Source organism: Lentzea kristufekii (assembly GCF_033949925.1).
GTDB classification, from domain to species: Bacteria; Actinomycetota; Actinomycetes; order Mycobacteriales; family Pseudonocardiaceae; genus Lentzea; species Lentzea kristufekii.
The window spans coordinates 20,791-47,431 of the sequence record NZ_JAXAVV010000029.1; the positions used below are offsets into that span (position 1 = coordinate 20,791).

Annotated in this window: 20 protein-coding genes; 15 read left to right on the forward strand and 5 right to left on the reverse strand. The window is 68.7% G+C overall.

Annotation, left to right across the window (positions count from 1 at the left end):
- Window positions 1-27: 27 nt before the first annotated feature.
- Entirely contained in the window at window positions 28-1,206 is a 1,179-nt protein-coding gene (locus SK571_RS39480) for an RNA-guided endonuclease InsQ/TnpB family protein (RefSeq protein WP_319989228.1), read from the reverse strand.
- Between the two features lie 95 nt (window positions 1,207-1,301).
- Between SK571_RS39480 and scpB the strand changes: the two genes are divergently transcribed.
- The 8 genes from scpB (at window position 1,302) to SK571_RS39520 (ending at window position 13,942) form a co-directional block, all read left to right on the forward strand.
- The gene (gene scpB / locus SK571_RS39485; protein WP_319989229.1) at window positions 1,302-2,198 is read left to right on the forward strand and encodes an SMC-Scp complex subunit ScpB; all 897 of its coding nucleotides are present in this window, start codon (window positions 1,302-1,304) and stop codon (window positions 2,196-2,198) included.
- On the forward strand, window positions 2,191-2,925 hold the full coding sequence (locus SK571_RS39490) for a pseudouridine synthase (RefSeq protein ID WP_319989230.1): 735 nt from the start codon (window positions 2,191-2,193) through the stop codon (window positions 2,923-2,925). Before scpB ends, SK571_RS39490 begins: the two co-directional genes overlap by 8 nt.
- A 167-nt stretch (window positions 2,926-3,092) precedes the next feature.
- Window positions 3,093-5,834 (forward strand): helix-turn-helix transcriptional regulator, encoded by a 2,742-nt coding sequence (locus SK571_RS39495; protein WP_319989231.1) that lies wholly within the window; start codon window positions 3,093-3,095, stop codon window positions 5,832-5,834.
- A 172-nt stretch (window positions 5,835-6,006) separates the two neighbouring features.
- On the forward strand, window positions 6,007-8,721 hold the full coding sequence (locus tag SK571_RS39500) for an nSTAND1 domain-containing NTPase (protein ID WP_319989232.1): 2,715 nt from the start codon (window positions 6,007-6,009) through the stop codon (window positions 8,719-8,721).
- Between the two features lie 115 nt (window positions 8,722-8,836).
- Window positions 8,837-11,569, forward strand: coding sequence for an nSTAND1 domain-containing NTPase (locus SK571_RS39505; RefSeq protein ID WP_319989233.1), 2,733 nt, complete (start codon window positions 8,837-8,839; stop codon window positions 11,567-11,569).
- Window positions 11,570-11,650: 81 nt separating this feature from the next.
- The gene (locus tag SK571_RS39510; protein WP_319989234.1) at window positions 11,651-12,394 is read left to right on the forward strand and encodes an ABC transporter permease; all 744 of its coding nucleotides are present in this window, start codon (window positions 11,651-11,653) and stop codon (window positions 12,392-12,394) included.
- On the forward strand, window positions 12,391-13,158 hold the full coding sequence (locus SK571_RS39515; RefSeq protein ID WP_319989235.1) for an ABC transporter permease: 768 nt from the start codon (window positions 12,391-12,393) through the stop codon (window positions 13,156-13,158). The genes SK571_RS39510 and SK571_RS39515 overlap by 4 nt, the downstream gene beginning before the upstream one ends.
- Entirely contained in the window at window positions 13,142-13,942 is an 801-nt protein-coding gene (locus SK571_RS39520) for an ABC transporter ATP-binding protein (RefSeq protein ID WP_266040813.1), read from the forward strand. The genes SK571_RS39515 and SK571_RS39520 overlap by 17 nt, the downstream gene beginning before the upstream one ends.
- A gap of 211 nt (window positions 13,943-14,153) precedes the next feature.
- On the opposite strand, the gene SK571_RS39525 is transcribed toward SK571_RS39520, so the two are convergent.
- On the reverse strand, window positions 14,154-14,849 hold the full coding sequence (locus SK571_RS39525) for an IniB N-terminal domain-containing protein (RefSeq protein WP_319989236.1): 696 nt from the start codon (window positions 14,847-14,849) through the stop codon (window positions 14,154-14,156).
- A gap of 174 nt (window positions 14,850-15,023) precedes the next feature.
- Window positions 15,024-16,193 carry a 4-hydroxybenzoate 3-monooxygenase gene (locus tag SK571_RS39530; RefSeq protein WP_319989237.1) on the reverse strand — a complete coding sequence of 390 codons (1,170 nt, stop codon included), beginning with the start codon at window positions 16,191-16,193 and terminating at the stop codon, window positions 15,024-15,026.
- A gap of 198 nt (window positions 16,194-16,391) precedes the next feature.
- On the opposite strand from SK571_RS39530, the gene SK571_RS39535 reads away from it, so the two are divergent.
- The 7 genes from SK571_RS39535 (at window position 16,392) to SK571_RS39565 (ending at window position 23,944) form a co-directional block, all read left to right on the forward strand.
- Window positions 16,392-17,387 (forward strand): ABC transporter substrate-binding protein, encoded by a 996-nt coding sequence (locus SK571_RS39535; RefSeq protein WP_319989238.1) that lies wholly within the window; start codon window positions 16,392-16,394, stop codon window positions 17,385-17,387.
- Window positions 17,388-17,606: 219 nt separating this feature from the next.
- The gene (locus SK571_RS39540; RefSeq protein WP_319989239.1) at window positions 17,607-20,378 is read left to right on the forward strand and encodes a sensor histidine kinase; all 2,772 of its coding nucleotides are present in this window, start codon (window positions 17,607-17,609) and stop codon (window positions 20,376-20,378) included.
- Window positions 20,375-20,797, forward strand: a complete 423-nt coding sequence (locus SK571_RS39545) for a roadblock/LC7 domain-containing protein (protein WP_030468876.1) — start codon at window positions 20,375-20,377, stop codon at window positions 20,795-20,797. The genes SK571_RS39540 and SK571_RS39545 overlap by 4 nt, the downstream gene beginning before the upstream one ends.
- Window positions 20,798-20,813: 16 nt before the next feature.
- Window positions 20,814-21,410, forward strand: coding sequence for a GTP-binding protein (locus SK571_RS39550; protein WP_319989240.1), 597 nt, complete (start codon window positions 20,814-20,816; stop codon window positions 21,408-21,410).
- Between the two features lie 144 nt (window positions 21,411-21,554).
- Window positions 21,555-22,418: a hypothetical protein gene (locus SK571_RS39555; protein ID WP_319989241.1), complete on the forward strand. Its 864-nt coding sequence runs from the start codon at window positions 21,555-21,557 to the stop codon at window positions 22,416-22,418.
- A gap of 17 nt (window positions 22,419-22,435) precedes the next feature.
- Entirely contained in the window at window positions 22,436-23,146 is a 711-nt protein-coding gene (locus tag SK571_RS39560; protein WP_319989242.1) for a hypothetical protein, read from the forward strand.
- Window positions 23,147-23,428: 282 nt separating this feature from the next.
- The gene (locus tag SK571_RS39565; protein ID WP_319989243.1) at window positions 23,429-23,944 is read left to right on the forward strand and encodes a snapalysin family zinc-dependent metalloprotease; all 516 of its coding nucleotides are present in this window, start codon (window positions 23,429-23,431) and stop codon (window positions 23,942-23,944) included.
- Between the two features lie 43 nt (window positions 23,945-23,987).
- Here the strand turns inward: SK571_RS39565 and SK571_RS39570 are convergent, their stop codons facing one another.
- Together SK571_RS39570 and SK571_RS39575 are read right to left on the reverse strand one after the other, a co-directional pair.
- On the reverse strand, window positions 23,988-25,820 hold the full coding sequence (locus tag SK571_RS39570) for a diguanylate cyclase domain-containing protein (protein ID WP_319989244.1): 1,833 nt from the start codon (window positions 25,818-25,820) through the stop codon (window positions 23,988-23,990).
- Complete coding sequence (locus SK571_RS39575) at window positions 25,820-26,620, reverse strand: SAM-dependent methyltransferase (protein WP_319989245.1); 801 nt, start codon at window positions 26,618-26,620, stop codon at window positions 25,820-25,822. Before SK571_RS39575 ends, SK571_RS39570 begins: the two co-directional genes overlap by 1 nt.
- Between the last annotated feature and the right edge of the window lie 21 nt (window positions 26,621-26,641).

Below are 26,641 nucleotides of genomic sequence, written 5' to 3' on the forward strand. Positions count from 1 at the left end.
GGCTCGCGCCCGGCAGTTCCTGTTTCTTCACCCTTTGCAAGGAGGTTGTGACGGTTGCCTCGCCGGTACATGCCGGGTCGGTCTCACACCGTCTCCACAGGCTGTGACCGCCAGCCCGGCGGCCAGGATGTTCTTCGCCGCGTTCACGTCACGGTCGTGGATCGCGCCGCATCGGCACGCCCACGTCCGCACGCCCAGCGGCATCGAGCTGGTCAGCGTCCCGCAGGCCGAGCAGGCTTTGCTCGACGGGAACCACCGGTCGATCGCGATCACTTCCCGGCCGTACCACGCGGCCTTGTATTCCAGCATGGACCGCAGCTGCGACCACGATGCGTCGGATATGGCACGTGCCTGTCGGCCGCGGAGCATGCCGGAAACGTTCAAGTCCTCGATCACGATCGTTTGGTTCTCACGAACGAGTCGAGTACTGAGCTTCTGCAGGAAATCGCGCCGTCGGTCGGCAATACGGGCATATGCGCGCGCGACCGTGCGACGTGCCTTCTCCCGGTTGGCAGAGCCCCTCTGCTTACGAGCCAGCGCACGTTGCGCTCTGGCGAGCCTGTGCCGGTTCTTTCTTTCGTGTCGCGGATTGGTGATCTTTTCCCCGGTGGAGAGCGTGACCAACGCCGTCAGACCCGCGTCCACGCCCACAGCTCGAGCCGTGGGCACGTGGTGATCCACAATGGTCTCCACCAGGATCGACACGAACCAGCGTCCGGCGCTGTCCCTGGACACAGTGACGGTCGACGGTTCGACTCCTTCTGGAAGTGGCCGGGACCACCTGATCGCCAGCGGATCCGGCATCTTCGCCAACAGGAGCCGGCCATTCCGCCAGCGAAATGCAGAACGCGTGTACTCCGCCGAAGCCCGGGACTTCTTGCGCGACTTGAAACGCGGATGCCGCGCACGCCGGGCGAAGAACTGACCAAACGCGCTCTGCAGGTGCCGCAGAGTCTGCTGCAGCGGGACGCTGGACACCTCGCCCAGGAACGCCAGATCCTCGGTCTTCTTCCACGTCGTGAGCATGGCCGAAGTGTCACCGTAGGTGACGTGCCGCTGTTCGTGAGCCCACGCGGCGGCGCGTTCTTCCAAAGCCATGTTGTAAACCAGACGCACACACCCGAACGTGCGCGACAGCTCTGCTGCTTGCGCGACGGTCGGATAGAAGCGGTATTTGAACGCCCGCCTCACCAGCCCCCTGCTCACAGTTCATATTCTTGCAGACAACGACCTGGGGCTGATTCCGAGGGATCTGCCGGCTCCTGGTCACCAGGCTGGGATTTCCTCCAATTGGAGTTTCGATGAGCGAGCCACTGGTCGGGCCGGACGCGGCGGAGATCGAGAAGCCGGGGCCGGCGTTCGACGGTGCCGGGCCCGAGCCTGACGCCGCACTGGACGACGCCGCTCCCGCCGCTGTCGAGCTGGAGGTGCCCACGCCCTCCGCCGAGGCCGTGGCCGAGCCGGGCGACGCCCGGTCCGGACCGGAAGCCGAGCCCGATGCCGCGCTCGACGACGCCGCCCCCGCCGCTGTCGTGCTCGACGAGCCCGAGGTCGCGGAGCCCGACCCGGTCGACACCGAGGACGCCGCCACCCTCGAAGCCCAGCTCCTCGCCGCCGCCCCGGAAGAGGCGATCGAGGACAGCGGCCTGCCCGACCTCACCGACGACGCCACCTTCGAGGCGGCACTGGAGTCGGTCCTCCTGGTCGTCGACAGCCCGATCGGCGAAGACGCTCTCAGCAGCGCTCTGGAGCAGCCGGTGAAGCGGATCAAGCAGGCACTCCGTAGACTCTCCACCCGGTACACCGAGTCCGGCAGCGGCATCGACCTGCGCAGGGCGGGGGACGGCTGGCGGTTCTACACGCGAGACCGGTTCGCTCCGTTCGTGGAGAAGCTGTTGCTCGACGGCCAGCGCGCGAAACTCACCCGCGCGGCTCTGGAGACGCTTGCGGTGATCGCCTACCGGCAGCCCGTGACGAGGGCGCGGATCGCGGCGGTCCGGGGCGTCAACGTGGACGGTGTGATCCGGACCCTGGTCGCACGGGGGCTCATCGAGGAGACGGGCACCGACAGCGACACGGGTGGGATCCTGTACCGCACGACCGAACTGTTCCTGGAGCGGTTGGGGCTGTCGTCACTTGCCGACTTGCCGCCAATCGCCCCGCTGCTGCCCGAAGTGGATGCGATCGACGATGTCTGAGAACGAGGGCGTGCGCCTGCAGAAGGTGCTCGCGCAAGCGGGGATCGCCTCGCGCCGCGCTTCCGAAGAGCTGATCGAGCAGGGGCGGGTGCAGGTCGACGGCCAGGTCGTGCGCGAGCAGGGTCGGCGGATCGACCCCGAGACCGCGGTCGTGCACGTCGACGGACTGCGGGTGCAGATCCGCGAGGACGTCGTCACGATCGCGCTGAACAAGCCGTTCGGGATGCTCTCCACGATGGAGGACGACCTGGGCCGGCCGTGCGTGGGCGACCTGGTGCGCAACCGCAAGGAGCGGCTGTTCCACGTCGGGCGCCTCGACGCCGAGACCGAGGGGCTGCTGCTCCTCACGAACGACGGCGAGCTCGCGCACCGGCTGATGCACCCGAGCTACAACGTCAAGAAGACGTATCTCGCCGAGGTCCCCGGCCCGGTCGAGAAGGGTCTCAACAAGAAGCTCAAGGCGGGCATCGAGCTGGAGGACGGTCCGGCCAAGGTCGACTCCTTCAAGCTCATCAGCGCCGTGCCCGGCAAGGCGCTGGTCGAGATCGTGCTGCACGAGGGTCGCAAGCACATCGTCCGCCGCCTCATGGAGACCGCCGGGTACCCGGTGCAGTCGCTGGTCCGCGTCGCGGTCGGTGACGTGTCGCTCGGCAACCAGCGTCCCGGTTCGATGCGGGTGCTGAACCGCCAGGAGGTCGGCGGGCTGTACAAGCTCGTCGGTCTGTGATCAGAATCTGAACCCCGCTCGCCCCTCCGGCCCCGAACCGGAGGGGCGACCTGCGGTGAATCCCCATTCACCTTGCGACGAGAACGCTACGGCGACGACGTTGTAAGGGGTCGGCAGTGCGGATTGAACAACAGGGTGTGGACAATCGGTCTCAGGGGGAGATCGACATGCCACGCACCGAACGCCCGCTGGAGAGCGCGGACACGGAGCTCGGCCAGTTCGCGGCCGATCTGAGGAAACTGCGCGACAGGGCGGGCACACCGTCCTACCGCGCGCTCGCTTCACGGGCGCATTACTCGGCGGCGACGCTGTCCGACGCCGCCGGCGGCAAGAAGCTCCCGAGTCTCGCGGTCACGCTCGCCTACGTGAAAGCCTGCGATGGCGACGTGCGGGAGTGGGAACAGCGCTGGCGTGACATCGCTGCCCCGCCGCACCCCACGGCAGAAGCCCCGTACGTGGGTCTCAAGGCCTTCCAGGAGGAAGACGCCGAGCGTTTCCACGGCCGCGAGAAACTCACCGCCAAGCTGGTCGAGCTCACGCGGACGCGTCCGTTCGCCGGTGTCTTCGGCGCCAGTGGCTCGGGCAAGTCGTCACTGTTGCGCGCGGGCCTGCTGCCTCGGCTCGACCAGGCGTTGATCTTCACTCCCGGCGTGCAGCCGCTCGACGAGTGCGCCGTCCGGCTCGCCCAGCTCACCGGGCACTCCGCGGTGGTCCTGCACAGCGAGCTCACCGACCCCGCGGCGCTGGGCCTGCTCGTCAGGCAGCACGACGAGAACCTCGTCCTGGTCGTCGACCAGTTCGAGGAGGTCTTCACGCTGGCGAGCCCTGAGCAACGCGACTGGTTCGTCCAGGCCCTCGTCGCGGCACCGCACGTGGTGATCGGCGTCCGCGCCGACTTCTACGGTCACGTCGGCCGCCATCCCGAACTGGTCGAGGCGCTCGAAGGCGCCCAGCTCCTCGTCGGCCCGCTGACCACCGACGAACTGCGCCGGGCCATCGTCGAACCGGCCCGGCACGTCGGCGCCACCGTCGAGTCCGCCCTGGTCACCCGCCTCGTCGCGGACGTCGCGGGCCAGGCGGCCGCCCTGCCGCTCGTGCAGCACGCCCTGGTCGAGACCTGGCACCGCCGCCGCGGCATGACCCTCTCGCTCGTCGGCTACGAGGAGGCGGGCGGCGTCGAGCACGCCATCGCCCGCACCGCCGAGGCCGTGTACAAGCAGCTCACGGAAGAACAGCAGCAGACCGCCCGCCGCACGTTCCTGCGCCTCATCGCACTCGGCGAGGGGACCGAGGACACCAAACGACGCGCGAACCGCGAGGACCTCGACGCCGAGGTCCTCGACCGGCTCGCCAACGCCCGCCTGGTGACGCTCACCGAACAGCACGCCGAACTCACCCACGAGGCGTTGATCCGCTCCTGGCCGAGGCTGCGCGACTGGATCGCCGAGGACCGCGAGAAGCTGCGCGTCCACCACCGGCTCACCGAGGCCGCCGCCGGGTGGGACGGCGATCGCGATCTCCTCTACAAGGGGGCGCGGCTGGCCCAGGCGGCCGACCTCGACACCACCGACCTGACCGAACCCGAACGCGCCTTCCTCACCGCGAGTCAGGCCGCCGGCCGTCGCCGCACCCGCCGGGCCCGCGCGGTCATCAGCGTCCTGTCGGTCCTGGTGCTGCTGCTGGCCGGCACCGCGGTGTTCGCCGCCACCAAGGCACAGGAGGCGACGCAGCAGCGCAACGACGCGCTGGCCGGCCGTGCCGCGACGGAGGTCATGCGGCTGATCTCGGCCGACCCGACGCAGGCCGCACGCCTCGCTCTTGCCGCGTACGCGGTGACTCCCGGCCAGGCGACGCGAGACGCGTTGCTCAACGCCGACGCCGCCAGGCAGACGAGGACCGTGTCGGTCGGGCCCGGACTCGCGAACGCGTTCTTCAAGATGCAGACGGACAGCGAGCTGCTCGTCGCGACCGGGACGTCAGGTCCGGCGAGGATCGTGGCCGTGCACGACGCGGGACGGGAGGGTCCGGTGATCGGCACCGACGTCGCCGAGGTCGTGATCACCACCGATGACCGGCGGGTCTTCGCGTTCGAGAGGTCCGGGACGACGGGCATCTGGGACATCACCGATCCCGCGCTCCCGAAACAGGCCGGGGTGCTGCCGCTGGCCTGGAGGACGGCCTGGCTCAGCGTGAACCGCGACGGCACGACGGCGGTCACGACGGCGCTGCTGGACAACGGCCCCCGTGCGCGGACGTCTGTCTGGGACCTGCGAGACCCCGCACAGCCCAAGAAGATCGAGCTGCCGCCGGACCGGGTGGCGGACGCCGCCGTCGCCCCGACCGGCCGGGAGGTCGCCCTGCTGGTGCGCGACGGCGCCACGGAGACGATGTCGGCCCAGATCTGGTCCGTCGGCGACGGCGACCCGCGCCTGCGGACGACGTGGCGGGTGCCTGGGGAGTTCTTCGAAGCCGAGATCAGCAACAGCGGGCGGCTGCTGGCGTTGCGCTCCTCCAGCAAGGTCGTCGTCTGGGACATCTCGGCCGGGGAACCGCGGGTGTGGGCGACGGTACCGCGCGTGCAGGGCGAGTTCGCCGCCTCGTTCGCGTTCAGCGACGACGACCGGCAGATCGCCGTGCAGGGCCAGTTCGGGGCCGACGTCTGGGACGTCGGGGCGCAGGGGGACGCGGTCAACGCGGGATCGTTCGGCGGCTTCCGTGACCCGCTGGGACTGCGCTACCGGAAGCGGGAGAGGTCCTTCGCCGTGATCGACGGCGGCCGGACCGCCTGGCTGCTGGGCACCGATGTGGAGAAGGTCCGCAACGGGCTCTGCCGGGAACGGGAGATCGCGCTGACCGACGACGAGTGGCGCCGCTACTTCCCTGATGTGGCAAGGGTGCCCGTGTGCTGAGCGGGTGAGCCGTGGGCGGCGCGTGCGCGGGCCGCCCACGGCCACTCCGGCGCCGGTTCGGGGCGCGAGCACCGGGTCTTCCCCGTAGATGTGTCCGCCTCGACGTTAGGGCGAACGGGTTGTTCACGGTCATGTGTTGGCCGCTGAACAAAGTTCTCTGAACAATGACGGAATGCCGAGACGGGAACGCCCTCTCGACGAGGGCGAGAGCGGTCTCCTGCGGTTCGCGGCGGATCTGCGCCGGCTGCGGGAGCGTGCGGGCAGCCCCACCTACCGGGAACTGAGCCGGCGGGCGCACTACTCGGCGGCGGCGTTGTCGGAGGCGGCCGGTGGACGGAAGCTGCCGAGCCTCGCGGTCACCAAGGCGTACGCGAAGGCCTGCGACGCCGATCCGGAGGAATGGGCGCGGCGGTGGCGGGCGGTCGTCGAGTCCGAACCCCGTGAGGCGAACGACAACCCGTACGTGGGGCTCGCGATGTTCCAGCCCGACGACGCGCCGAAGTTCTTCGGGCGCGAGCGGCTGACGGCCGAACTGCTCACCACCCGGAACCGTCTCACCGGTGTCTTCGGACCGTCCGGTGTGGGCAAGTCCTCGTTGCTGCGGGCCGGTCTCATCGCCCGCACCCGCGAGCCGGTGCTGCTGTTCACGCCCGGCGCGAACCCCGTGGAGGAGTGCGCGATCGCGCTCGCCCGGCTCATCGGCGGGGAGGCGTCCGCGCTCGCCGGCGAGCTGGAGGACCCCCGGGAACTCTGCCGCCGGCATCCGCACCTCGTGGTCGTCGACCAGTTCGAGGAGCTGTTCACGTTGTGCCGCAACGAAGGGCTCCGCCGGTGGCTGATCGGGGCGCTCCTCGGCTGCCCGAAGGTCGTCATCGGAGTGCGCGCCGACTACTACGGCCACTGCGCGCAGCATCCCGATCTGGTCGACGCCCTCGAAGGCGCGCAGCTCCTCCTCGGCCCCATGACGTCCGACGAGCTCCGCCTCGCCATCACCGAACCCGCCGCGGCCGTGGGGGCCAAGGTCGAGACCGGGCTGCTGGCGAGGCTCATGGCCGACGCGGTGGGGCAGGCGGCCGTGTTGCCGTTGCTGTCGCACGCGCTCGCGGAGACCTGGCAGCACCGGCGCGGCATGACGCTGACCCTCGCCGGGTACGAGGAGGTCGGCGGTCTCGAACACGCCGTCGCCCGCACCGCGCAGGAGGTGTTCGACGGCCTCTCCCCGGCAGGGCAGGAGCAGGCGCGGCAGATCCTGCTGCGGCTCGTCACCGCCGACGACACCAAACGCCGCGCGCACCAGACCGAACTCGAAGCGGACGACGAGGTGCTGTTCGCGCTGGCCGCGGCGCGACTCGTCGTGATCGACCGCGACGGTGTCGAACTGGCGCACGAGGCGTTGATCCGCAGCTGGCCCACGTTCCAGCGCTGGGTCGAGGAGGACCGCGAGAACATCAAGGCGCAGCGCGAACTCACGCACGCCACGCAGACCTGGGAGTCGCTCGACCGCGACCCCGGCGTGCTGTGGCGGGGACGCCGCCTGGTGAACGTCCCCGAAGGACTTTCCTTGAACGCCGGCGAACGCGCCTTCCTCGCGGCGAGCCTGGCCGCGGAGGAAGAGGTCTCGGCGAGCGCCCGAAGACGCACCCGCCGTCAACGCCAGCTGCTCGCCGCACTCGTGGCACTCGTGGTCATCGCCGCCAGCTCGACCGTTTTCGCTTTGCGGGCAGGCATTGCCGCCGAGGAGCAGCGCGCCAACGCGGCCGTGCTGAGAGCCGTGGGGGAGGCCGCCGCTCTGCGTTCCACGAACCCCGCCCTGGCTCAGCAGGTCGCGCTCGCCGCCTACCGGCTCGTGCCGTTGCCCCAGGCGCGCAACGGGTTGAGGCAGGAGGACGTGCCGTCCCAGGTGCTGCGCGAAGCCCAGTCCGAGGTCACCGCGCTGGCGGTCGGCCCGACCCGGCAGCAGGTCGCGACCGGGCACCGTGACGGCACGGTCGTGCTGACGGCGCTGGACGACCTGCCGTCCCCGCGCACCTCCTACGACGCCACGAGGCACTCCGGGGCCGTCACCGCGCTCGCGATGGACGCGACCGGAGGCCTGGTCGCGTCCGCCGCCGAGGACGGCACCGTGCACGTCGTCGACGTCTCCCTCGGCAAACCGCGCGAACTGGCCCCGCTGCCCGTGCGTGCCACCGCGATCGCCTGGCAGGGCGGCACTCTCGTCACCACGGGCGCGGACGGTGCCCTGAGCTTCTGGACGGACCTGCGCCGCGAACGCCCGAGGCTCCTCACCACCGTGCAGCCCGGCCTGGGACCGCTGGCGGGCATGTCGTTCCGCCCGGACGGCCAGGTCCTGGCCGCCGTCACCACCGGCCACGCCGTGCACCTCGTCGACGTCACCGATCCGCGTGACGTCAAGCTCCTGTCGCTGACCAGGGAGTTCGCCCGCGGCGCCCAGTTCGCCGGCGAGGACCGCCTCATGACCACCGCGGGCAGGGCCGTGCACCTCTGGGACACCACCGACCCGCGTGACCCGGTCCTGCGCGCCGCGATCCGGTCCGGGGGAGGCGAGGTCACGTCGGCGTGGCTCGCCGCCGGACAGGTCGCGGTCGCCACCGACGACGGCCTGGTGCGGCTCTGGCAGCTCGGGGACGGCGAACCGGTCGAGCAGGCCCTGCTGCGCGGGCACGTCGGACCGGTCACCGCGGTCGGCCTCACACCCAGGGGTGACGAGGTCGTGACCGGGGGTGCGGACCGGGCGGTGCGGCTGTGGAACGCCGACCCGCGCGACCCGGCGGTCAGGATCTGTGAGCAGGCAGTTCCGCGGATGAGCCGGGAGGAGTGGGAGCAGTACTTCGGCGATCTGGACTTCACCCCGCCGTGCCGTGACTGAAGTCCCAGCACCGGAGTGGTGGAACGATCACGAAGCGCACGTCCGGATGGTGAGCGATTAGCGGGCCGTTAGACGGCGGGCGAACCCTTGGTGGACAATCCGGCCAGGAGGCGGCATGCCAAGAGGGGAACGTCCGCTGGGCCCGGAGGACACCGCGCTGCTGCGGTTCGCCGGTGACCTGCGCAGACTGCGTGACCAGGCAGGCAAACCGAGCTATCGCGAACTGGCCCGGCGCGCGAACTACTCGCCGACCGCGTTGTCCGACGCGGCCGGCGGACGCAAGCTGCCGTCACTCGCGCTGACGCTCGCGTTCGTGCGGGCCTGCGAGGCCGATCCCGCCTCCTGGACCAAGCGATGGCGTGAACTCGCCGCCGAGCACACCCAGCCGTTGCACCCGAACACGCCGTACCCCGGCGGCGAGCCCTACACCGAGGCCGACGCGAAGCGGTTCTTCGGGCGTGAGTGCCTCGTCGAGCAGGTCGTCGAGTCGGTCAGGGCCACGCCCGTCACCGTCGTCTTCGGCGCCTCCGGATCGGGCCGGACGTCGCTGCTGCGGGCCGGTCTGCTGCCCGCCCTGGACGACGCCGTGGTGGTCACGCCGGGGCAGGACCCGGTCCGGGACCTCGCCGAGGCCCTCGCCGAGGTCTTCGAGAACACCACCGCGAGCCGGTTGGCCGAGGAGATCCGGGAGGACCCCGAGCACCTCAGGCTGCGGATCCGCCAGCACCGCCCCGGCCTCGTGCTCCTCGTCGACGACTTCGAGCGGGCGCTGGACGCGGACGACTTCGTCGCCGCCGTGACCCGCTGCCCCCACGTCGTGCTCTCCGTCCGTGCCGACGAGCGGCGGCGCTGGCACGACAAGGGCGTCGGCGGCGCCGAGATCACCATCGAGCCGATGAGCGCGGACCAGGTGCGCCGCGCGATCACCGAACCCGCGGCCAAGATCGGTGCCACCGTCGAGACGGCGGTGATCGCGCGACTGGTCGCCGACGCCGCGAACCAGCACGCGCTGCCGCTGGTGCAGCAGGCCCTGGTCGAGACGTGGCGGCGCAAGCGCGGCATGACGCTGTCGCTCGCCGGTTTCGAGGAGTCCGGCGGCATCGAACACGTCGTCGCGCAGTCCGCGGAGAGCTTCTTCGCGGGCCTCGGCGAGGCCGGCCAGCGCGCCGCCAGGCAGCTGTTCCTGAGGCTCGTCTCGGTGCCGCGCAACGGGATCGCGCAACGCCGCAACCGTCTGCTGGACGTCGACGCCCGCCTGCTCGGCCTCCTCGTGAAGGCGAGGCTGGTGACGCTCACCGAGGACGGCGTCGAACTGACCCACGACGCCGTGCTGCGCTGGCCGAGGCTCGCGAGGTGGATCGACGAGGAACGCGAGAACCTCAGGACGCACCAGCAGCTCGTCACCGCGATCGAGCTGTGGGAGGCGAGCGACCGCGACCCGCTGGCGCTCTACCGGGGTGTGCGGCTGCGCAAGGCCAAGGAGCTCGGCGAGTTCCTGACGGTCCAGGAGCGCCGGTTCGTCGACATGAGCACCAGACGCGAGACGCGCCGCTCGACGGCGTTGATCGCGGTCATGGCGGTGCTGATCGCGCTGGTGCCCGGCACCGTCGTCTACGCGCTCTCGAACGAACGCAAGCTCACCGAGATGAGCGACAGGGCGCTGGGCGGCAAGGCGCTGTCGCAGTCCGAGGCGCTGCTGGAGCAACGCCGGCCGTACGCCGACAAGTACGCGCTGGTCGGGTACGAGGTCAGCCCGTCGGCCGAGGCCGAGAAGGTGCTGCGGCTCGCGAACGCGGTCGCGAGCGGCATCCCGTTCACCGGCACGCCGAAGGACGACGCGGACGTGGTGGTCGCCCCGCGCGGGGAGATGGCGGCGGTGACCGACGAGGACGGCACCGACCGGATGTGGGGCATCGACGACGGCAAGGCGTCGCCCGGCAAGAAGTTCGCCGACCGCCACCGGGTCGTGAAGCTCGCCGAACGCCGGGCCGTCACGAGGGACTTCGTCGGCCAGGAACACCTGTGGGCCGTCAACGACGCGAACGACATCACCTACCTGACGGCGTTGCCCAGCCGGTTCCGCACGCTCGACCTCAGCCCGGACGGTTCCCGGCTCGTCGGCAAGGTCGGCAGCTCGGTCGAGGTCGGGCTCCCGACGCCGGACGAGTCCGAGTACGCCGAGCTCTACGACCTGAGCGACCCGCGCAACCCCCGCAAGCTCCCGATGCCGGTGAGCAACCCCGGCACCGTCGCGCTGAGCCAGGACGGCCGTGAGCTCGCGACCGGCGTCTGGGACTCGGTCACCGGCACCACGACGATCGAGTTCTGGAGCATCGGCGGCACCGTCGAGTCCGCGGGCCCGCCGATCTCCCAGCACGCCTACGCCCGCAGCATCACCTACAGCGGCGACGGGCGCTGGCTCGCCGTCGAGCACTCCGCGCCGGAGTCGATCGTCGAGGTGTGGCAGCGCGTGCCGAGCGGCACGCCCGTGCTGCGCGCACGGCTCGACACGGCGTTGCGGGCCGGAGCCCGGGTCACGTTCTCCGACGACGGCCGCGTGGCCGTGGTCCGCGACAACGTCTTCGAGGTCCACCAGCTCTACACGAGCGACCGTCCGGCGGACCGGCTCGTGTACGTCGTCGGGCACGGCAACTCCACGCGCGCGGTGTACCGGCCGCAGAACCGCGACTTCCTCGTGCGCAGCGGGGGCCAGGATCCCGAGCTGCTGCCGTACGACCTCGACACCGGCCGCATCATCAAGAGGATGTGTGAAAAAGACGGAGCGAGGCTCACTGACTCCGAATGGGTGAAGAGCTTCGGCGAAGTGGCGCGCGTGGAGGTCTGCTGAACCGCCGCGATGTGTGGCAAACAACCCGGAGTTGAGCGTGCACGCATTGTGAACTGGAGATCCACTCTCTAGGGTGACCGAGTGCGTGCGTTCACAAGGGGACTCATCGGCATTGCCGGGTTCCTCGCGCTCTGGGAGCTCTTAGGACGCTCTCCCCTTCTACCTGCGGATGCGCTGCCACCACCGTCCCTCGTGTTCGGTGAGCTGGTCGTGCAGCTGACATCCCCCGAGTTCATCAGTCATGTCGTGGCAACGGTTCTGGCGGTGCTGATCGCCATCGCGATCGCCATCGCCATCGCGGTGCCGAGTGGACTCGTCCTCGGCAGCGTTCCGGCCGTGCGCCACGCGACCAGGGCGGTCATCGAGTTCCTCCGTCCCATCCCTTCTGTGGCACTGATTCCGCTCGCGCTCGTGGTACTGGGCTTCGGCCCGGAAACGAAGATCACGCTCGCGGTCTACGCGGCACTGTGGCCGATCTTGTTCAACACCATCTACGCGCTCGACGAGCTGGACCCGCTGCTCGTTGAGACGTCACGGGTTTTCGGCACCGGACGTGTCGGCGTGCTGTTCCGGGTGGCGTTGCCGAGCGCGTTGCCGTTCGTCCTCACCGGAATCAGGCTCGCGGCGACGACGGCGCTGATCGTGATGGTGAGCGTGGAGCTCATGGCGGGCAGCCAGATCGGTCTCGGCTACTTCATCATGGACGCCCGCAGCGGGCCCGGCCGGATGGACCAGGTGCTCGTCGGCACCGTGGTCGCGGGCGCGATCGGCGTCCTGCTGAACAGCGGTCTCGAGCGGGTCCGCCGGCGTTGGGTGGCCTGGTGAACAAGTTTCTCCAACGGTGGACCGTCTTCGCCGGTCTCGTAGTTGTGTGGCAGTTGGCCGGCATGGCGGCCGACGACCCGTTCTTCCCGCCACCGTCCGACATCGTGACGGCGGCCTGGGAGTGGTGGGTCCTGGAGCCGCAGAACGTCACCGAGCACATCCTGCCGTCGATCGGCCGGCTGCTGTCGGGCTGGGCGATCGCCTCGGTCGTCGGCGTGGCGCTGGGCCTGCTGCTCGGCCGCTCCGACCGGGCGATGGAGTACGCGGGACCGCTGCTGGTGTTCCTGCGCTCGATCCCGCCGCCCGCGCTGGTGCCGGTGTTCCTGTTGCTGTTCAGGGGCGGTACGTCGATGCAGCTCGCGACCATCGTCTTCGGCGTGATCTGGCCGGTGCTGCTCAACACCGTGGACGGTGCCCGTTCCGTCGACGTGACCAAAGTGGACACTTCCGCGGTCTTCCGGATCCCTCGCCACCAGTGGGTTCTCGGGGTGGTGCTGCCCGCGGCGTCGCCGAAGATCTTCGCCGGGCTGCGGGTGTCGCTGTCGCTCTCCCTGGTGCTGATGGTCATCTCCGAGCTCGTGGGCACGGACAACGGCATCGGTTCACAACTCATGACGGCACAGCGCGAGTTCGACTACACGCGCATGTGGGCCGGCATCGTCCTGCTGGGCGTGCTGGGCTACGGACTCAACACCGTGCTTCTGGCGGTGGAACGCAGGGCTTTGGCTTGGCAACCGAGGAGCAGGGATGAGCAACATGCTTGAGGTGGCCGACCTGGGCCACACCTACGGTGACTACGAGGCCATCGGCGGCCTCACGTTCAACGTCCGCGCCGGAGAGCTGGTGTGCGTGGTCGGACCCTCCGGGTGCGGCAAGTCCACACTGCTGCGCACGATCTCGGGACTCATCGCGCCCTCCCGCGGTGACGTGTCCCTCCACGGATCCCACCTCGCGGTGGTGTTCCAGGACTACCAGCGCTCGCTGTTCCCGTGGCTCACGGTGCAGGGCAACGTCGAGTTCCCGCTGCGTTCCCTGCCGCGCGCCGAACGCCGTGCGCGTGCCGCCGAGGCCCTGGCGTGGGTCGGTCTCTCGGCGGCCGCCAAGAAGCGGCCGTGGCAGCTTTCCGGTGGCATGCAACAGCGTGTGGCGATCGCGCGCGCTCTGGCGTACCGGCCGGCGTTGCTGTTGATGGACGAGCCCTTCGCCTCCGTCGACGCGCAGACCCGGTTCGAGCTGGAGGACCTGTTGCTTCGAGTGCGTCGTGAGCACGACACGACCGTTCTCGTGGTGACGCACGACATCGACGAGTCGGTGTACCTGGGTGACCGCATCCTGGTGCTCTCCGGCTCGCCCGCGAAGCTGGTGGCGGACCTGGAGGTGCCGTTGCCCGCCGAGCGCGACCAGGTGACGACGCGGACGGACGAGGCCTTCGTGGCGCTGCGGTCCAAGGTGGCCCGGCTGCTGAACGTCGGCGGCAAGCCCACCCTGGACGTGGACAAGTGGGCTGCGGCGGAACGGGAATCGCTCAGCGAGACCGTCTCGTCCTGACAGTCGCAACGCGCAGCAGAGCCCCGGACCGCCGCGGTCCGGGGCTCTGTGTTTTGAACGAGTAACCAGTACAGCCAGGGCGTTGCCCAAGCGAGCGCCGGGGCGCCAACCCAGGCTGATGCCTCACCGTGCCCCACAAGGCGTTTGCACGCTCTTCCTGGTGCGCCAGGTCTTGCCCCCTCGGCTGAAGCCTGGCGCACCCACAAGGGGCTTAGAGGTGGATGTCGATGTCTCCGTTGCCGACGCCGCCGTCGAGCACGTCGACGTCGCCGAACTTCACGTCACCGATGACCTGGCCGAGGTCGGTGTGCACGTCGCCGACCTGCGCGACGTCCTGCACCACGTTGCCGGTGACGTTGTCGGTCACGTCGAGGACGTCCTTGACGTCGACGTCCACCGAGCCGACGACGTCCTCGACGAGCACGTCGGTGTCCACGACGTCCTTCACCAGCACGTCGGTGTCGAGGTCCTGGACGACCACGCCGGTCACGTCGTGCACGGCGGCGACGTCGGTGACGTGCGCGACGACCTCGTTGGCGTTCACGGCGTCGAGGGTGCCGGTCACGTCGCCGATGCCGTCGAAGTCCGTGACCAGCGCGGTGATCGCGGAGGGGGCGGCGACGTCGGCGATGCCCGTGACGCCCTCCAGGTCGCCCGTGATCAGCTTGAGGCTGTCGACGGCGGTCAGGTCGCCCGCCTCGACCAGGACCTTGTCGATCGCGTCGATCTTCACGACGGACGCGCTGTCGAGCACCAGGGGCAGGATCTCGTGGACGTCGACCGGGGAGATGTCGCCCAGCCCGGCGGCCTCCAGGGTGCCCTCCGGGTCGAGCTGGAACGCCTCGCGGGCGTCCAGGTCGCCGAGCAGGGTGAGGGTGAAGTCGTGCAGCGTCTGCTGGGTGCCCATGGAACTCAAGCTCCTGTAGGTGGATCGGGGGATGTCGTGATGAACCGTATGGATGAACGACATCCCCCGGCATCGGGAGTTGGCCCCAGATCGTGACGTGGTGAGGTCCCTAGGGGATCGGCTTCACTCGTTAGGGGAGCGGGGATCTCACCCTGTAGGGCTGATTTTTACCCATCAGGGGCCGACGTAGTTCTCCGCGAAGGTGGCTCTGTAGGCGGGGGACTCCGCCAGGTGCTCCAGCCTCGCCTGGGCCAACCGTCCGAAGAACGGCGAGCTCACGTCGGTGTGGATCATGTTCACCATCCACTGGGAAAATTCCTGTGCCCGCCAGACGCGGCGCAGGCAGTCCTCCGAGTAGGTCTTGAGACCGGTCTCGGATCCGGTGGCGTAGAAGTCGATAAGCGCACGTCCGAAGGTTGCGGCGTCGTTCATGGCGAGGTTCATGCCCTTGGCGCCGACCGGAGTGATGATGTGGGCTGCGTCACCCATCAGGTAGAGCCGGCCGTAGGACATCGGCTCGACCACATGGCTGCGCATGTCGAGAACGCGCTTCTCGATGATCTTTCCTTCGGTCAGCGCCCAAGACGAGTCGTGCAGTGTGAAACGTTTGTGCAAAGCTTCCCAGACACGTTCGTCGGACCAGTCCGAAGCCTTGGTTCCGACCGGTACCTGAAGATAGAAGCGGGATACCGTCGGGGACCGCAACATGTGTCCCGCGAATCCGTCCTCGTGCAGTGCGTAAATGATGGCTTTAGTCGACGGAGGGGCTTCCGCGAGAATGGCCAGCCACTCGATCCCGTGCTGGTGCGTGAATTCTGAGAGCGCTCCCACAGGAATGGACGGACGGCTCACGCCGTGGAACCCGTCGCACCCGGCGACGAAGTCGCTCGTGATCGTCTCCCGGACCCCGTCTGCGCTGGTGAAGGCTACTGACGGATGGGAGGACGTCAGCTCCCGCAACTCCACGTCGCTGACCGAGAACCGGATGTCACCTCCTCTGTCCAGAAATCCCCCGATGAGGTCCTTGACCACTTCCTGCTGGGGGTAGACGTAGTGTTCGCGGCCGCCATAGAGGTCGCTGTACGACACCTGGAACGCCTGGCCGCTCACGCGGAATTCACACGTTCCGTGACGGTCTGCTTCCATCAGCAAACGATCTGCCAGACCAAGTGACTCCAACATGGTCACGGAGCGGTGCTCTAGGACTCCTGCCCGTGCACGTGTTTCCACTTGGGCTCGACTAGCTTTTTCGAGCACGACGCAGTCGATACCTGACTGCTGGATCAAGTTTGCCAAGGTCAGACCGGCCGGCCCTGCGCCGACAACGGTCACGGAGCGCTTCAACTGGGGTTCTCCTAGCCCTAGACCTGCTGTGCTTAGATGCTCACCGCAGGTAGTTGACTGGAACCTGCTCGTGTCGGTCAACTGGGGTCTTTTGGAGCAGCGCCATTACTCTGAGTGGTTGACCGTCGCGATCCTTCCCCGCAACGACGACACCGCTCCGACAGGAGAGTGCTCCCGATGACTCGAAGAGTCCGCCGTATGGCCATCCGTGGCATCGCCCTTGCCACGCTGCTCGCCACCGTGGCGAGCTGTGGTGCGCTCGGCGGCAAAGAGCAAGCACCCCCGGCCGATGCGAACAGCAGCGGCCCGGTCGAGAAGGCCAAGATCACCCTGGGGGTCCTGCCGATCCTCGACGTGGCCTCCGTCCACGTGGCGATCAAGAAGAACTACTTCAAGGACGAAGGCCTCGAGGTCGACCTGAAGGTCATCCAGGGTGGAGCCGCGGCGATCCCCGGCCTGGTCAGCAAGGAGCTGGACTTCACGTTCGGCAACTGGGTCTCGTTCTTCGCCGCCCAGTCGAAGGACGCCGCGAAGGCGGTCGACGGAATCAAGCTCATCTCCGACGGCTACCAGGCGAAGCCCGACATGTTCCTGATCTTGGCGGCCGGTGACTCCGCCATCAAGAGTCCTGCCGACCTCGCCGGCAAGACCATCGCGATCAACACGTTCAGGAACATCGCGGAGCTCACCGCGAAGGCCACGCTCGAGGCCGCGAACGTGGACGTGAACTCGGTCAAGTTCAAGGAGATGCCGTTCCCGGACATGCAGGCGGCGGTCCAGAACAAGACCGTTGACGCGGCGTTCATGGTCGAGCCGTTCATCACCCGCGCGCAGCGCGCCGCCGGTCAGATCAAGGTGCTGGACGCCGCGGCCGGCCCGACGGACAACATCCCGATCGCGGGCTACGCGACGACCGGTGCCTTCGCCAAGCAGAACCCCAAGACCGTCGCCGCCTTCCAGCGCGCGATGGCCAAGGGCCAGGCCGACGCCGCCGACCGTCCCACGGTCGAGCCGCTGCTCGTCGAGTACGCCAAGGTCGACAAGGAAACCGCAGGTCTTGTCCACTTCGGCGCCTTCCCGACGACGCTCGACGCGACGCGTCTGCAGCGCGTCGTCCAGCTGATGCAGCGGTACCAGATGCTGGACAAGGAGCTCGACGTCAAGCCGATGCTCATCCAGCCCTCCGGTAGTTGACGAACAGCGCGGGTGGCTGTGATCAGGCCGTGATCGCGGTCACCCGCGCGATCGTTTCCGCCAGATGAATTATCGTGCGACGGCCGTTTAGCCGCGCAGGTCAAAGTTGTTGATTCTCGAACCACTGTTTTGTCGTCCGAACGGCGGTATGAGAACAGCGCGTTTTACTCCAAGATCCACCAGGTTTGCAGCTATTAAACGGGGCGGGGAGTGTTGACGGTGCGCGGTCGTGAGGACCAGCGAGGCATCGACCGGTTCCGCCTACGCAACTGGCGGTTGCGGAGCAAGCTCGCGGTGGTGTTGCTAGTTCCGGCTCTGAGCACCGCGACTCTCGCGGGGCTGCGGCTGAACACCCAGCTCGACGACGTCGAACTCTTCGGCAACGTCCAGCGCGAGCTCGCCGTGAGCCACCAGGCCGCGAAGGTGGAAAACGCTCTACAGGTCGAACGTGACTGGGCAGTGCAGTGTGTGGCCGCCGGCAGGCAGAACGCGTGCCCCGAGCACGCCGCCAGGACGGGTCTCACCGACACGGAATTGGGCAAGTACCGGGATTCGGGCGCGACGGCCACGGCCTTGAGCGCGCCCTTGCAGGAGTCGTTCACCAAGTCGCTGCAGTCGCTCGACGGACTGGCGAGCTTGCGCGTGACGTTGCTGAGCACCAAGTACCCCGACGTCGCGGTGATCAGTGCGTACAACCAGATCATCGCCTCGCTCAGCACGGTGCACCGCGCCGCGATCTCCAGCCTGAGCGAGCCGGAGATCGTTCCGCTGGTGTCCGCCGCGCAGGCGCTCTACACGGCGCAGGAGCAGCTCGGCCAGCAGAACTCGCTGCTGACGTCCACCGCGCTGCGCCGGGGCTTCGCGCCCGGTGCCGCGGACGAGCTGCGTGCCGCGCAGTCGCGTTTGGACGCGGCGTTCAACGAGTTCAACGACGCGGCGTCGCCGGCGAACAGGCAGAAGTTCCAGGACATCGTGTCCGGTTCGTCCGTGGACGGTCGCAACCGGCTCGTGCGGCTCGCGCTCGCGCAGGACTTCGAGCGCAAGCCGGTGTCCATCACGGACGCCGAGGTCCTCAAGATCGGCCAGGACACCGCGAACCTGGTTCGCGAGGTCACGACCGACCTGGAGACCCAGGCCGACGCGACGACCACGCGTCTCGCCGGCGCCGCTCGCTCGGACGCCTGGCGTGACGCGGCGCTGGTCGCCGTCTCGCTGCTGATCGCGTTCGGTCTGATGGCGATGGTCGCGCAGTCGATGCTGCGGCCGCTGCGCGTGCTGCGCCGCAGTGCGCTCGACGTGGCCCGCAACCAGCTGCCCGAGGCGATCAAGCGAATCCGTTCGCACCGCGACCCGGAACGCGCCGCGGAAGAGGCGATCGTCCCGGTGCCGCTCAACACGACCGAAGAGGTCGGCCAGGTGGCACGGGCGTTCGACCTCGTGCAGCGCGAAGCCGTCCGCCTCGCCGTCGAGCAGGTGGCACTGCGCGCGAACGTCAACGACATGTTCATCAACCTGTCGCGGCGTTCACAGGCGTTGGTGGAGCGGCAGATCAGCGTGATCGACCGGCTCGAGCAGGACGAGCAGGACCCGGACCACCTGGCGTCGCTGTTCGAGCTCGACCACCTCGCCACGCAGATGCGCCGCAACAGCGAGAACCTGCTGGTGCTCTCCGGCACGACGGTCAACCGCCGCGTCACCCGCCCGGTCGCCATCGCCGAGGTGCTCGGCGCCGCGGTGTCCGAGGTGGAGAAGTACGCGCGCGTCCAGATCGCGCCGACGCCGGAGCTGATGGTGCAGGGCCGCGTGGTCAACGACCTCGCGCACCTCGTCGCCGAGCTGCTCGACAACGCGACGGCGTTCTCCAAGCCCACCACCAAGGTCACGGTGCGCACGATCGAGACCCGCAGGGGCGAGGTCGCGATCCGCATCCACGACCGCGGTGTCGGCATGCAGGAGAACGACGTCGTCGAGTTCAACGCGAAGCTCGCCGAGCCGCCGGAGGTCGACGTCTCGGTGGCCCGCGAGATGGGCCTGTACGTGGTCGGTCAGCTCGCGAAGCGCCACGAGATCCGCGTGACGCTGGCGAACAACGACGACATAGAGGGTGGCGTCACCGCACAGGTGATCCTGCCGATCTCCTTGCTGCACAAGGGATCGGCGCCCGCGCTGCCGTTGCCGGCCGCGCCGCTGCCCTCCTCGGCCGAGTCCACCAGCACCGGTGAGGCCCTGTCCGGTGTGCCGAAGTGGACGCCGGAGCACCCGCTCCATGTGCCGTCGCCCGCCACCGAGGACGAGAACTCCGGGCGTCACCGCATCGAGCAGACGTCGACCGACGGCCTGTTCACCGCGCGGATCGAGGCGTCGGAAGAGGCCGCCGAGGACGGGTACTCCTACGAGCCGCCGGTCGAGCGTCCCAACGAGCCGGCCACGGAGATCTTCCCCGCCATCGTCGACGAGCCGTTGATCTCGCACGACGACCTGTCGAGGTGGTTCCAGACCCCCTCGGCCCCCGAACCCCCCGTCAAGGACGTTCCGCCAGCGGAGCCGGAACGCGCCGAGCACCACGACGAGGAAGACGCGGAGCCCGCCACCGTGAACGGCCTGCCCAAGCGGCAGCGTTCGGCGGACACCGTGAAGATCGAGGCGCCGACGGCGGTGCCGCGCGCGGTCGCCGACTACGCCGAGTCCGACTGGGGAGCGGCGGACGAAGGCTGGAAGGCCGCGGGCGCGCTGGACAAGGGCGCGGCCGCGCAGACGACGGAGAACGGTCTGCCCAAGCGCGTCCCGAAGGCGCGCCTGGTTCCCGGCTCGCTGCCCAAGCCGTCATCGCCGGCGCCCCAGCTGGCGACCGCCGTCATCTCCGGCCGGTCGGCCGACCGGTTGCGCCAGCGGTTCGCCACGTACCAGAAGGGTGTCCAGATGGGCCGCGAGTCGCTCTTCGACTCCGCCGTCGGAGGCATCCCCGTGATCGCAGAAAGGGAACGCCAGTGACCACCGCGACTGAGGAACTGGACAACTTCAGCTGGCTGGTCGAGGACTTCGTCAGCAGGGTGGCCGGTGTCGCGCACGCGATCGTCGTCTCCGCCGACGGCCTGTTGCTCGCATCGTCTGATCGGCTCCCGCACGACCGCGCGGAGCAACTCGCCGCCGTCTCGTCCGGTCTGGTCTCGCTGAACCTCGGCGCGGCACGCTGTTTCGAGGCCGGTGAGGTCAAACAGACCGTCGTCGAGATGGAACGGGGCTATCTTTTCCTGATGTCCATCAGCGACGGGTCCTGCCTCGCCGTACTCGCCGCACCCAACTGCGACATCGGGCTCATCGGCTACGCGATGACCCGCCTGGTGGAGCGGGTCGGTCTTCAGCTGACGCCGGAGATCCGGGCCCAGCTGCACGTCTCCATGCGAGCCTGAGTAGAGAGAAGTTCCCATGAGCAACGGTGCTCCGGGTCGCCCGGGGTCACCTGGGGCGGGCCTGAACGTGATGTCGTCGAAGATCGTCGTCGCGGGTGGGTTCGGTGTCGGCAAAACGACGTTCGTCGGGTCGGTCTCCGAGATCACCCCGCTGACGACCGAGGCCGTGATGACCCAGGCCTCGGTAGGAGTCGACGACCTGTCAGCGGTGCCGGACAAGGTGACCACGACGGTGGCCATGGACTTCGGCCGGGTGTCGCTGGACAAGGACCTGATCCTGTACCTGTTCGGCACGCCCGGTCAGCACCGGTTCTGGTTCATGTGGGACGACCTGGTCCGCGGTGCGATCGGTGCCGTCGTCATGGTCGACACCCGCAGGATCGACGAGGCGTTCGCGCCCATCGACTTCTTCGAGGACCGAGACCTGCCGTACGTGATCGCGGTGAACTGCTTCGACGGCCTGATGCACCACCGGGCGGAGGAGATCCGGGACGCGCTGACGATCTCGCCCGCGGTGCCGATAATTCCGTGCGACGCGCGGAACCGGCAGTCGACGAAGCAGATCCTGATCGCACTGGTGGAGCACGCGCTGCGCCAGCCTTCGTTCGCCTAGAACGCCTTACCCGCCTCCCGCGGAAACGGGGCCGGTGCCACGCGCACCGGCCCCGTTCGGGTGTATGGACCTGTTGCGCCGTAACTCTTCCGGTGCGATGCCCGATGACCCCTCCAGTCGCCGAACTCGGAGGGAGTGAGCCAGATGAGCACCCGGTTGACCACGGCAGTCAAAAGCCCGTGGTTCCTGATCGTAGGCGGCATCGTCGCGATCCTCAGCCTCGTGGCAGCGCTGACCGGCTCGGTTCCCGAGCTGAGCAAGAGCCGCACGAAGGCGACGAGCCTCGTCGCCGAACCGGTCAACAAGCAGTTCGTGACTGACTTCGCGCTGCCTCTCAACGCTCCCATCGATCAAATGCCGCAGACGGATGCCGGCTTCTACTGCGATACGGGGATGATCGAGTGGTTGCGGAGGTTCGGCACAGAAGTCCCGCCGTACCAGCGGATATCCATTCGCAGCGCGGCGGAGGACGGGTCGATGCTGGTCGTCGACAACCTCCGCGCGGTGGATGTGAACAGGTACGAACCTCAGCCCGTCATGCACTTCCAGTGCCCGGACGGCGGCAACGCCGACGCCGCGGTCCTCGAACTCAGGCTTGATCGGGACCGCAAGGCACAGGAACTCGTTGCCGACTCGCCGGCGGGCACGCGTCCCTTCGCGTTCAACCTCGAGCCCGGCGAGCAGGGCAACCTCGAACTCCGGATGACGAGCGACGACACCTATTCATACTCAGGGCGAATCGTCGCTGACGTGTCGGCCGGCACGACCAAGGAAACCGTTTCCCTCCCGCTGAACGGTGAGGATGCCGGGAAGTTCGATCGCATCGGCCTGGGGAAGTACGCGCGCCTGGTGGTGGCGCCCGGACGGACGAAGAACCAGTTCCAGTGCGTGCTCTACCCGGTGGGATTCACCAAGTGGCATCCGACCAACGAGTCATTCGACGACTTGTTCGACTGCTCGGCGGAGAAGGTGCGGTCAGTGCTCGCCGAAATCGGACGGTCGTCGTGAAGTGGGCGTGGACGGCGGTGATCGTCGTGGTCGTGCTGGCCGGTGGGATCTACGTCTTTCGCACGGTCAACGCACCGGACACTCCTGGCGTCGTGGTGCAGACGGTTGGAACGTCAGCGCCTCCGGTGACTGGGAGCACCATCACCACAGCGACTCGGGAGTTCGTCGATCCGGATCCGGACCAGCCCACCAAGGTGGTCAACGTGACCGCCGTGGACAAGTCGGGAAACCCGGCTGCCGACTATCGGGTCGCCGACGGTGTCGAGGTGGCCAACTGCCGCCCCTCTTCGTCCGCGGTCGACGAGGGTGTCCTCGGTTGTCTACCGGGTGGTGCGAGAGCCGACGTCTGCTGGACTACGCCTTCACCGCGAGTGCTGCTGTGCGGCGACGGGCCGTGGACCAGGTCGTTGACGCGGAACACGACTGACCAGATTGACCTGACGCCGTTGAACGAGCAGGCGCAACCCTGGGGCATGGAGCTCGCCAACGGCGCGAAATGCCACCGTCGCAACGGAGGTTCTCACTGGCCAGGCCGTGCTGATGGTCTGGAAGGGGCGTACTCATGCGATGAAGGGGCGGAGTTCGTTCTCCGGGGCGCAGCTCCGCTGACGGATCGGACGAAGCCGGCGTGGATGGTGAAGGTCGGCGGATTGAGTGTGGACAACGCGAGTTTTCCGCCACCCGTCGACATGCGTGTCGTCACCGCCTATTTCGCCGCTTCACCATGAACCGTGCTGATCGCGTTCAACCATCCGGTCCATCAGAACCAGACGCGTGTGAACAGTTATTCGCCCGTTCGGCGGCGCCCTGTTCGAGGTCGCAGAACGGGGAGAATCCATTGGTAGGGCACGTTTCCGCTCGCCAGGTCACACGCCGGGCCTGGTGGCGGGCTGATCACCTACGAACGCTCTTGACCGTGTCAGTGCCGGTTCACACTTGACCCTTCTTGTGCGCCAACGGGTCGGCGATACAGTCGGGGTGCAATTACCCTGCATTGCGAGGAGATTCCTGTGTCCCTGCGCAAAACAATTGCCGTGCTCGCCACGGCTGCCGCCCTCTCGGGCAGTGTCATCGGCACCGCGGAAGCCGCGGCCCGCGTCGTCACCTACAACTCGAGCAACACCGGCGAGTTCCAGGCCGCGATCGACAAGGGCGCCCAGGTGTGGAACAGCAGCGTCACGAACGTGGTGCTGCGCAAGGTGCCCGGTTCCGCGAACATCACCGTGCGCGTCGACAACCAGTGGCCCCGGGCCTACGTGACGAGCCTCGGCCGCGGTAGCTGGGTCATGGGCCGCCAGGCGGTCAACGAGGGCCACGACACCGTGCGCATCTCTTCTCACGAGTTCGGGCACCTGCTCGGTCTGCCCGACCGCCGTACGGGCCTGTGCACCGACCTGATGTCCGGTGCCAGCGCCGGCACGTCGTGCAAGAACCCCAACCCGAACGCCAAGGAGAAGGCCGAGGTCGAGGCGAACTTCCGTTCGCTGGTGACCGTCCAGCCGACGACCTTCGCGGACGCCGCCTAATCAGCGGGTGAGTGGTTGTGGTCCCCCTGACGGCCACAACCACTCACGGCGAGACCACCAGGTCCACGCCCAGCGCCTGGAGCTCGTCCGGATCGCCCGGCCCGCCGATCACGTGCACGCCGGCCGACCGCAGCAGCGGCACCATCAGCGCGAGTCCCTGCCGCGCCAGCCGCTCCGAGGGCGGCCTGGCCAGCCGGACGCCCCACACCGGACTGCGATCCACAGTGGACAGCCCGGCGAAACCGCCGCCGAACTCGTGCAGCAGGACGTGCACACCCATGTCGTGCAACACTTCCAGGTTCTCCTCGCTGTCCGGCATCGACCTGACGTCCAGCGCCAGGAACAACGACGAGACCGGGAACGAACTGGCCCGCAGCGTGGACCGCACGTGCGCGGCGAGGTCCGGATCCCGCGACTGGTCCCCGGACAACCGGATCAGCACCGGCTCGCCGCGTGAGCACGCGTCCCGCAGCACCAGCTGCCCGAGCCGCGACGCCAGGCCGAGGGCGTCGGCGTAGGCCACGACGTCGTCGTGCCGGGTGGCGCCCCAGCGCAGGGACGCCTCCACGAAGGCCGTTGGTCCCGAAACCCACGACACCGGCGCGTACTCCACGGAGATCTCGCCGTTCTCGAAGGCACCGGGCATCGCCGCGATCCGCGCGAACCGGGTGCGGTCGGCGGCGTCGGCCTCGTGGTCGTAGATGCCCCACTGCCTCTTGCCGCCCGTCTCGGCTCTGCGCAACGTCGAATGCGCGCGTCTCAGCACGGCCGTGGGATCCACGCCGGGACCGGAGGTGTGCACGAACCCGATCGACGTCGACACCGCGACACCGGCGCCCTCCAGGTACACGGGCTCGGAGAGCTCCTCGTCGATCATCGCCGCCAGCGCCGCGACGTCGGGTGACCCGTGGATCAGCACCACGAACTCGTCGCCGCCGACCCGTGCCACCACCGCGTCCGGCAGCACCGACCGCAACCGTCGCGCCACCTCGACCAGCACGGCGTCGCCCGCCGCGTAACCGAGGCCGTCGTTGACGATCGTGAGGCTGTCGACGTCCAGGTATCCCAGGGTGTGCGGCTCGCCGGACGCGAGCGCGGACTCCAGCTTGTCGGTGAACGACGCACGGTTCGGCAGTCCGGTCAGCAGGTCCGTCAGCGACTGGTGCCGCAGCCACTCCTGGAGCATGCGCTGTTCGGTGACGTCCTCGATCAGCGCGACGTGGAACTTGGGCAGCCCGTCCGAGCCTCGCAGCACGGACAGGACGACGTTCGCCCACACCGTGTCCCCGTTGCCGCGGGACAGTTCCCACTCCCGCCGATCGGTGTCCGCAGAGGACGCGAGCATCCGGTCGCAGGCCGCGGCCAGCGCGACGGCATCGGGCTCGGCGAAGAGCTCCTTGGGCATCTCCTCGTGGCCGAGGATGGCGGCCAGCGCCTCGTTCGCGTCCACGACCGCGCCCTGCAGGTCGAAGATCGCGATGCCCACCGCCGTCGTCGCGAAGACCTGGGCGAACCGGGCCTCGCTGTCGTGCAGGTCGCGCCGCGCGTCCTCGACGGCCTTCAGCAGCGCGATCTTGACCTTCTCCTGCTCGGCGAACAACTGGTCGCGCGTCGCCCGCACGTACCCCGACGCCAGCGCGCCGAGGACCTCGGGCGAGAACTCCCCTCCGAGCACCTCCAGCGTGCACCGCAACGAGTCGGGCCCGGTGAAGCGCTTGCGCACCAGCCATTCGCCGATGGCCACCGCCGCCTGCCCAGCACGCAGTCGGGCGGCGTGCTCGTCGAGGTGCTGCGTCAGCTTTCGCCGCGACATCGGCGAGTACGCGCTCTCGATCAGAGCAGCCGCCCAGCGCTGTGCGAGGGGCGAGGAGGACATCAGGGCTTGCGGCCGACCGCTGCGTAGAGGTTCGCCTTCGACGGCTCGTCGCCGACGTCCTCGGGGGTCTCCGGCCGCCACTGGGGCGTGAACACGATGCCGGGCTCGATGATCTCCATGCCCGTCAGCATGTCCGCGACCTGGGTCTTGGTGCGGGGCGTGATCGGCTCTGCGGTCTTCGCGAAGATCTCCTCACCGGCCGCCATCGCCGCCGGCATGCTGTCGGCGGTCATGTGCGACAGCGCCAGGTACGACCCGGACGAGAGAGACTCCACGTAGCGGGACAACACGCCCCAGGGGTCGTCCGAGTCCGGGATGAACTGCAGGACACCGACGACCAGAAGCCCGATCGGCTGGGAGAAGTCCAGGTGTTGCGCGGCCTGCGCCACGACCTTCTCCGGTTCGCGCAGATCCGCCAGCAGGGCCGTCACGTTCGGCTCGCCCGCCAGCATCAGTTCGGCGTGCGTGATCGCGACGGGCTCGAAGTCGACGTACACGACCTTGGACTCCGGAGCGACCTCGTGCGCCACCTCGTGCACGTTGCCGACGGTCGGGATGCCCGAACCGAGGTCGAGGAACTGCCTGATCCCGAGACTCGTCAGCTCCAGCACCGCACGGCGCAGGTAGGCGCGGTTGAGCCGCGCCATGCCCCGCACCGGGAGGACCTTGATCAGGGCTTCCGCCGTCGCGCGGTCCGCCTCGAAGTTGTGCCCGCCGCCGAGCAGGTAGTCGTAGATCCGAGCGGAACTCGGGACGTCGACGTTGACACCTTCCGGAACCCAGCTGACTCGATCGGCCACAGCGGCACACCTCTCGCGATG

What these genes read in the sequence shown, in the direction of transcription:
- SK571_RS39555 (WP_319989241.1), top strand. Translation starts at nt 21,555, where the DNA reads ATGAGCACCCGGTTGACCACGGCAGTCAAAAGCCCGTGGTTCCTGATC.
- SK571_RS39520 (WP_266040813.1), top strand. Translation starts at nt 13,142, where the DNA reads ATGAGCAACATGCTTGAGGTGGCCGACCTGGGCCACACCTACGGTGAC.
- SK571_RS39525 (WP_319989236.1), bottom strand. Translation starts at nt 14,849, where the DNA reads ATGGGCACCCAGCAGACGCTGCACGACTTCACCCTCACCCTGCTCGGC.
- scpB (WP_319989229.1), top strand. Translation starts at nt 1,302, where the DNA reads ATGAGCGAGCCACTGGTCGGGCCGGACGCGGCGGAGATCGAGAAGCCG.
- SK571_RS39550 (WP_319989240.1), top strand. Translation starts at nt 20,814, where the DNA reads ATGAGCAACGGTGCTCCGGGTCGCCCGGGGTCACCTGGGGCGGGCCTG.
- SK571_RS39505 (WP_319989233.1), top strand. Translation starts at nt 8,837, where the DNA reads ATGCCAAGAGGGGAACGTCCGCTGGGCCCGGAGGACACCGCGCTGCTG.
- SK571_RS39495 (WP_319989231.1), top strand. Translation starts at nt 3,093, where the DNA reads ATGCCACGCACCGAACGCCCGCTGGAGAGCGCGGACACGGAGCTCGGC.
- SK571_RS39535 (WP_319989238.1), top strand. Translation starts at nt 16,392, where the DNA reads ATGGCCATCCGTGGCATCGCCCTTGCCACGCTGCTCGCCACCGTGGCG.
- SK571_RS39500 (WP_319989232.1), top strand. Translation starts at nt 6,007, where the DNA reads ATGCCGAGACGGGAACGCCCTCTCGACGAGGGCGAGAGCGGTCTCCTG.
- SK571_RS39570 (WP_319989244.1), bottom strand. Translation starts at nt 25,820, where the DNA reads ATGTCCTCCTCGCCCCTCGCACAGCGCTGGGCGGCTGCTCTGATCGAG.
- SK571_RS39490 (WP_319989230.1), top strand. Translation starts at nt 2,191, where the DNA reads ATGTCTGAGAACGAGGGCGTGCGCCTGCAGAAGGTGCTCGCGCAAGCG.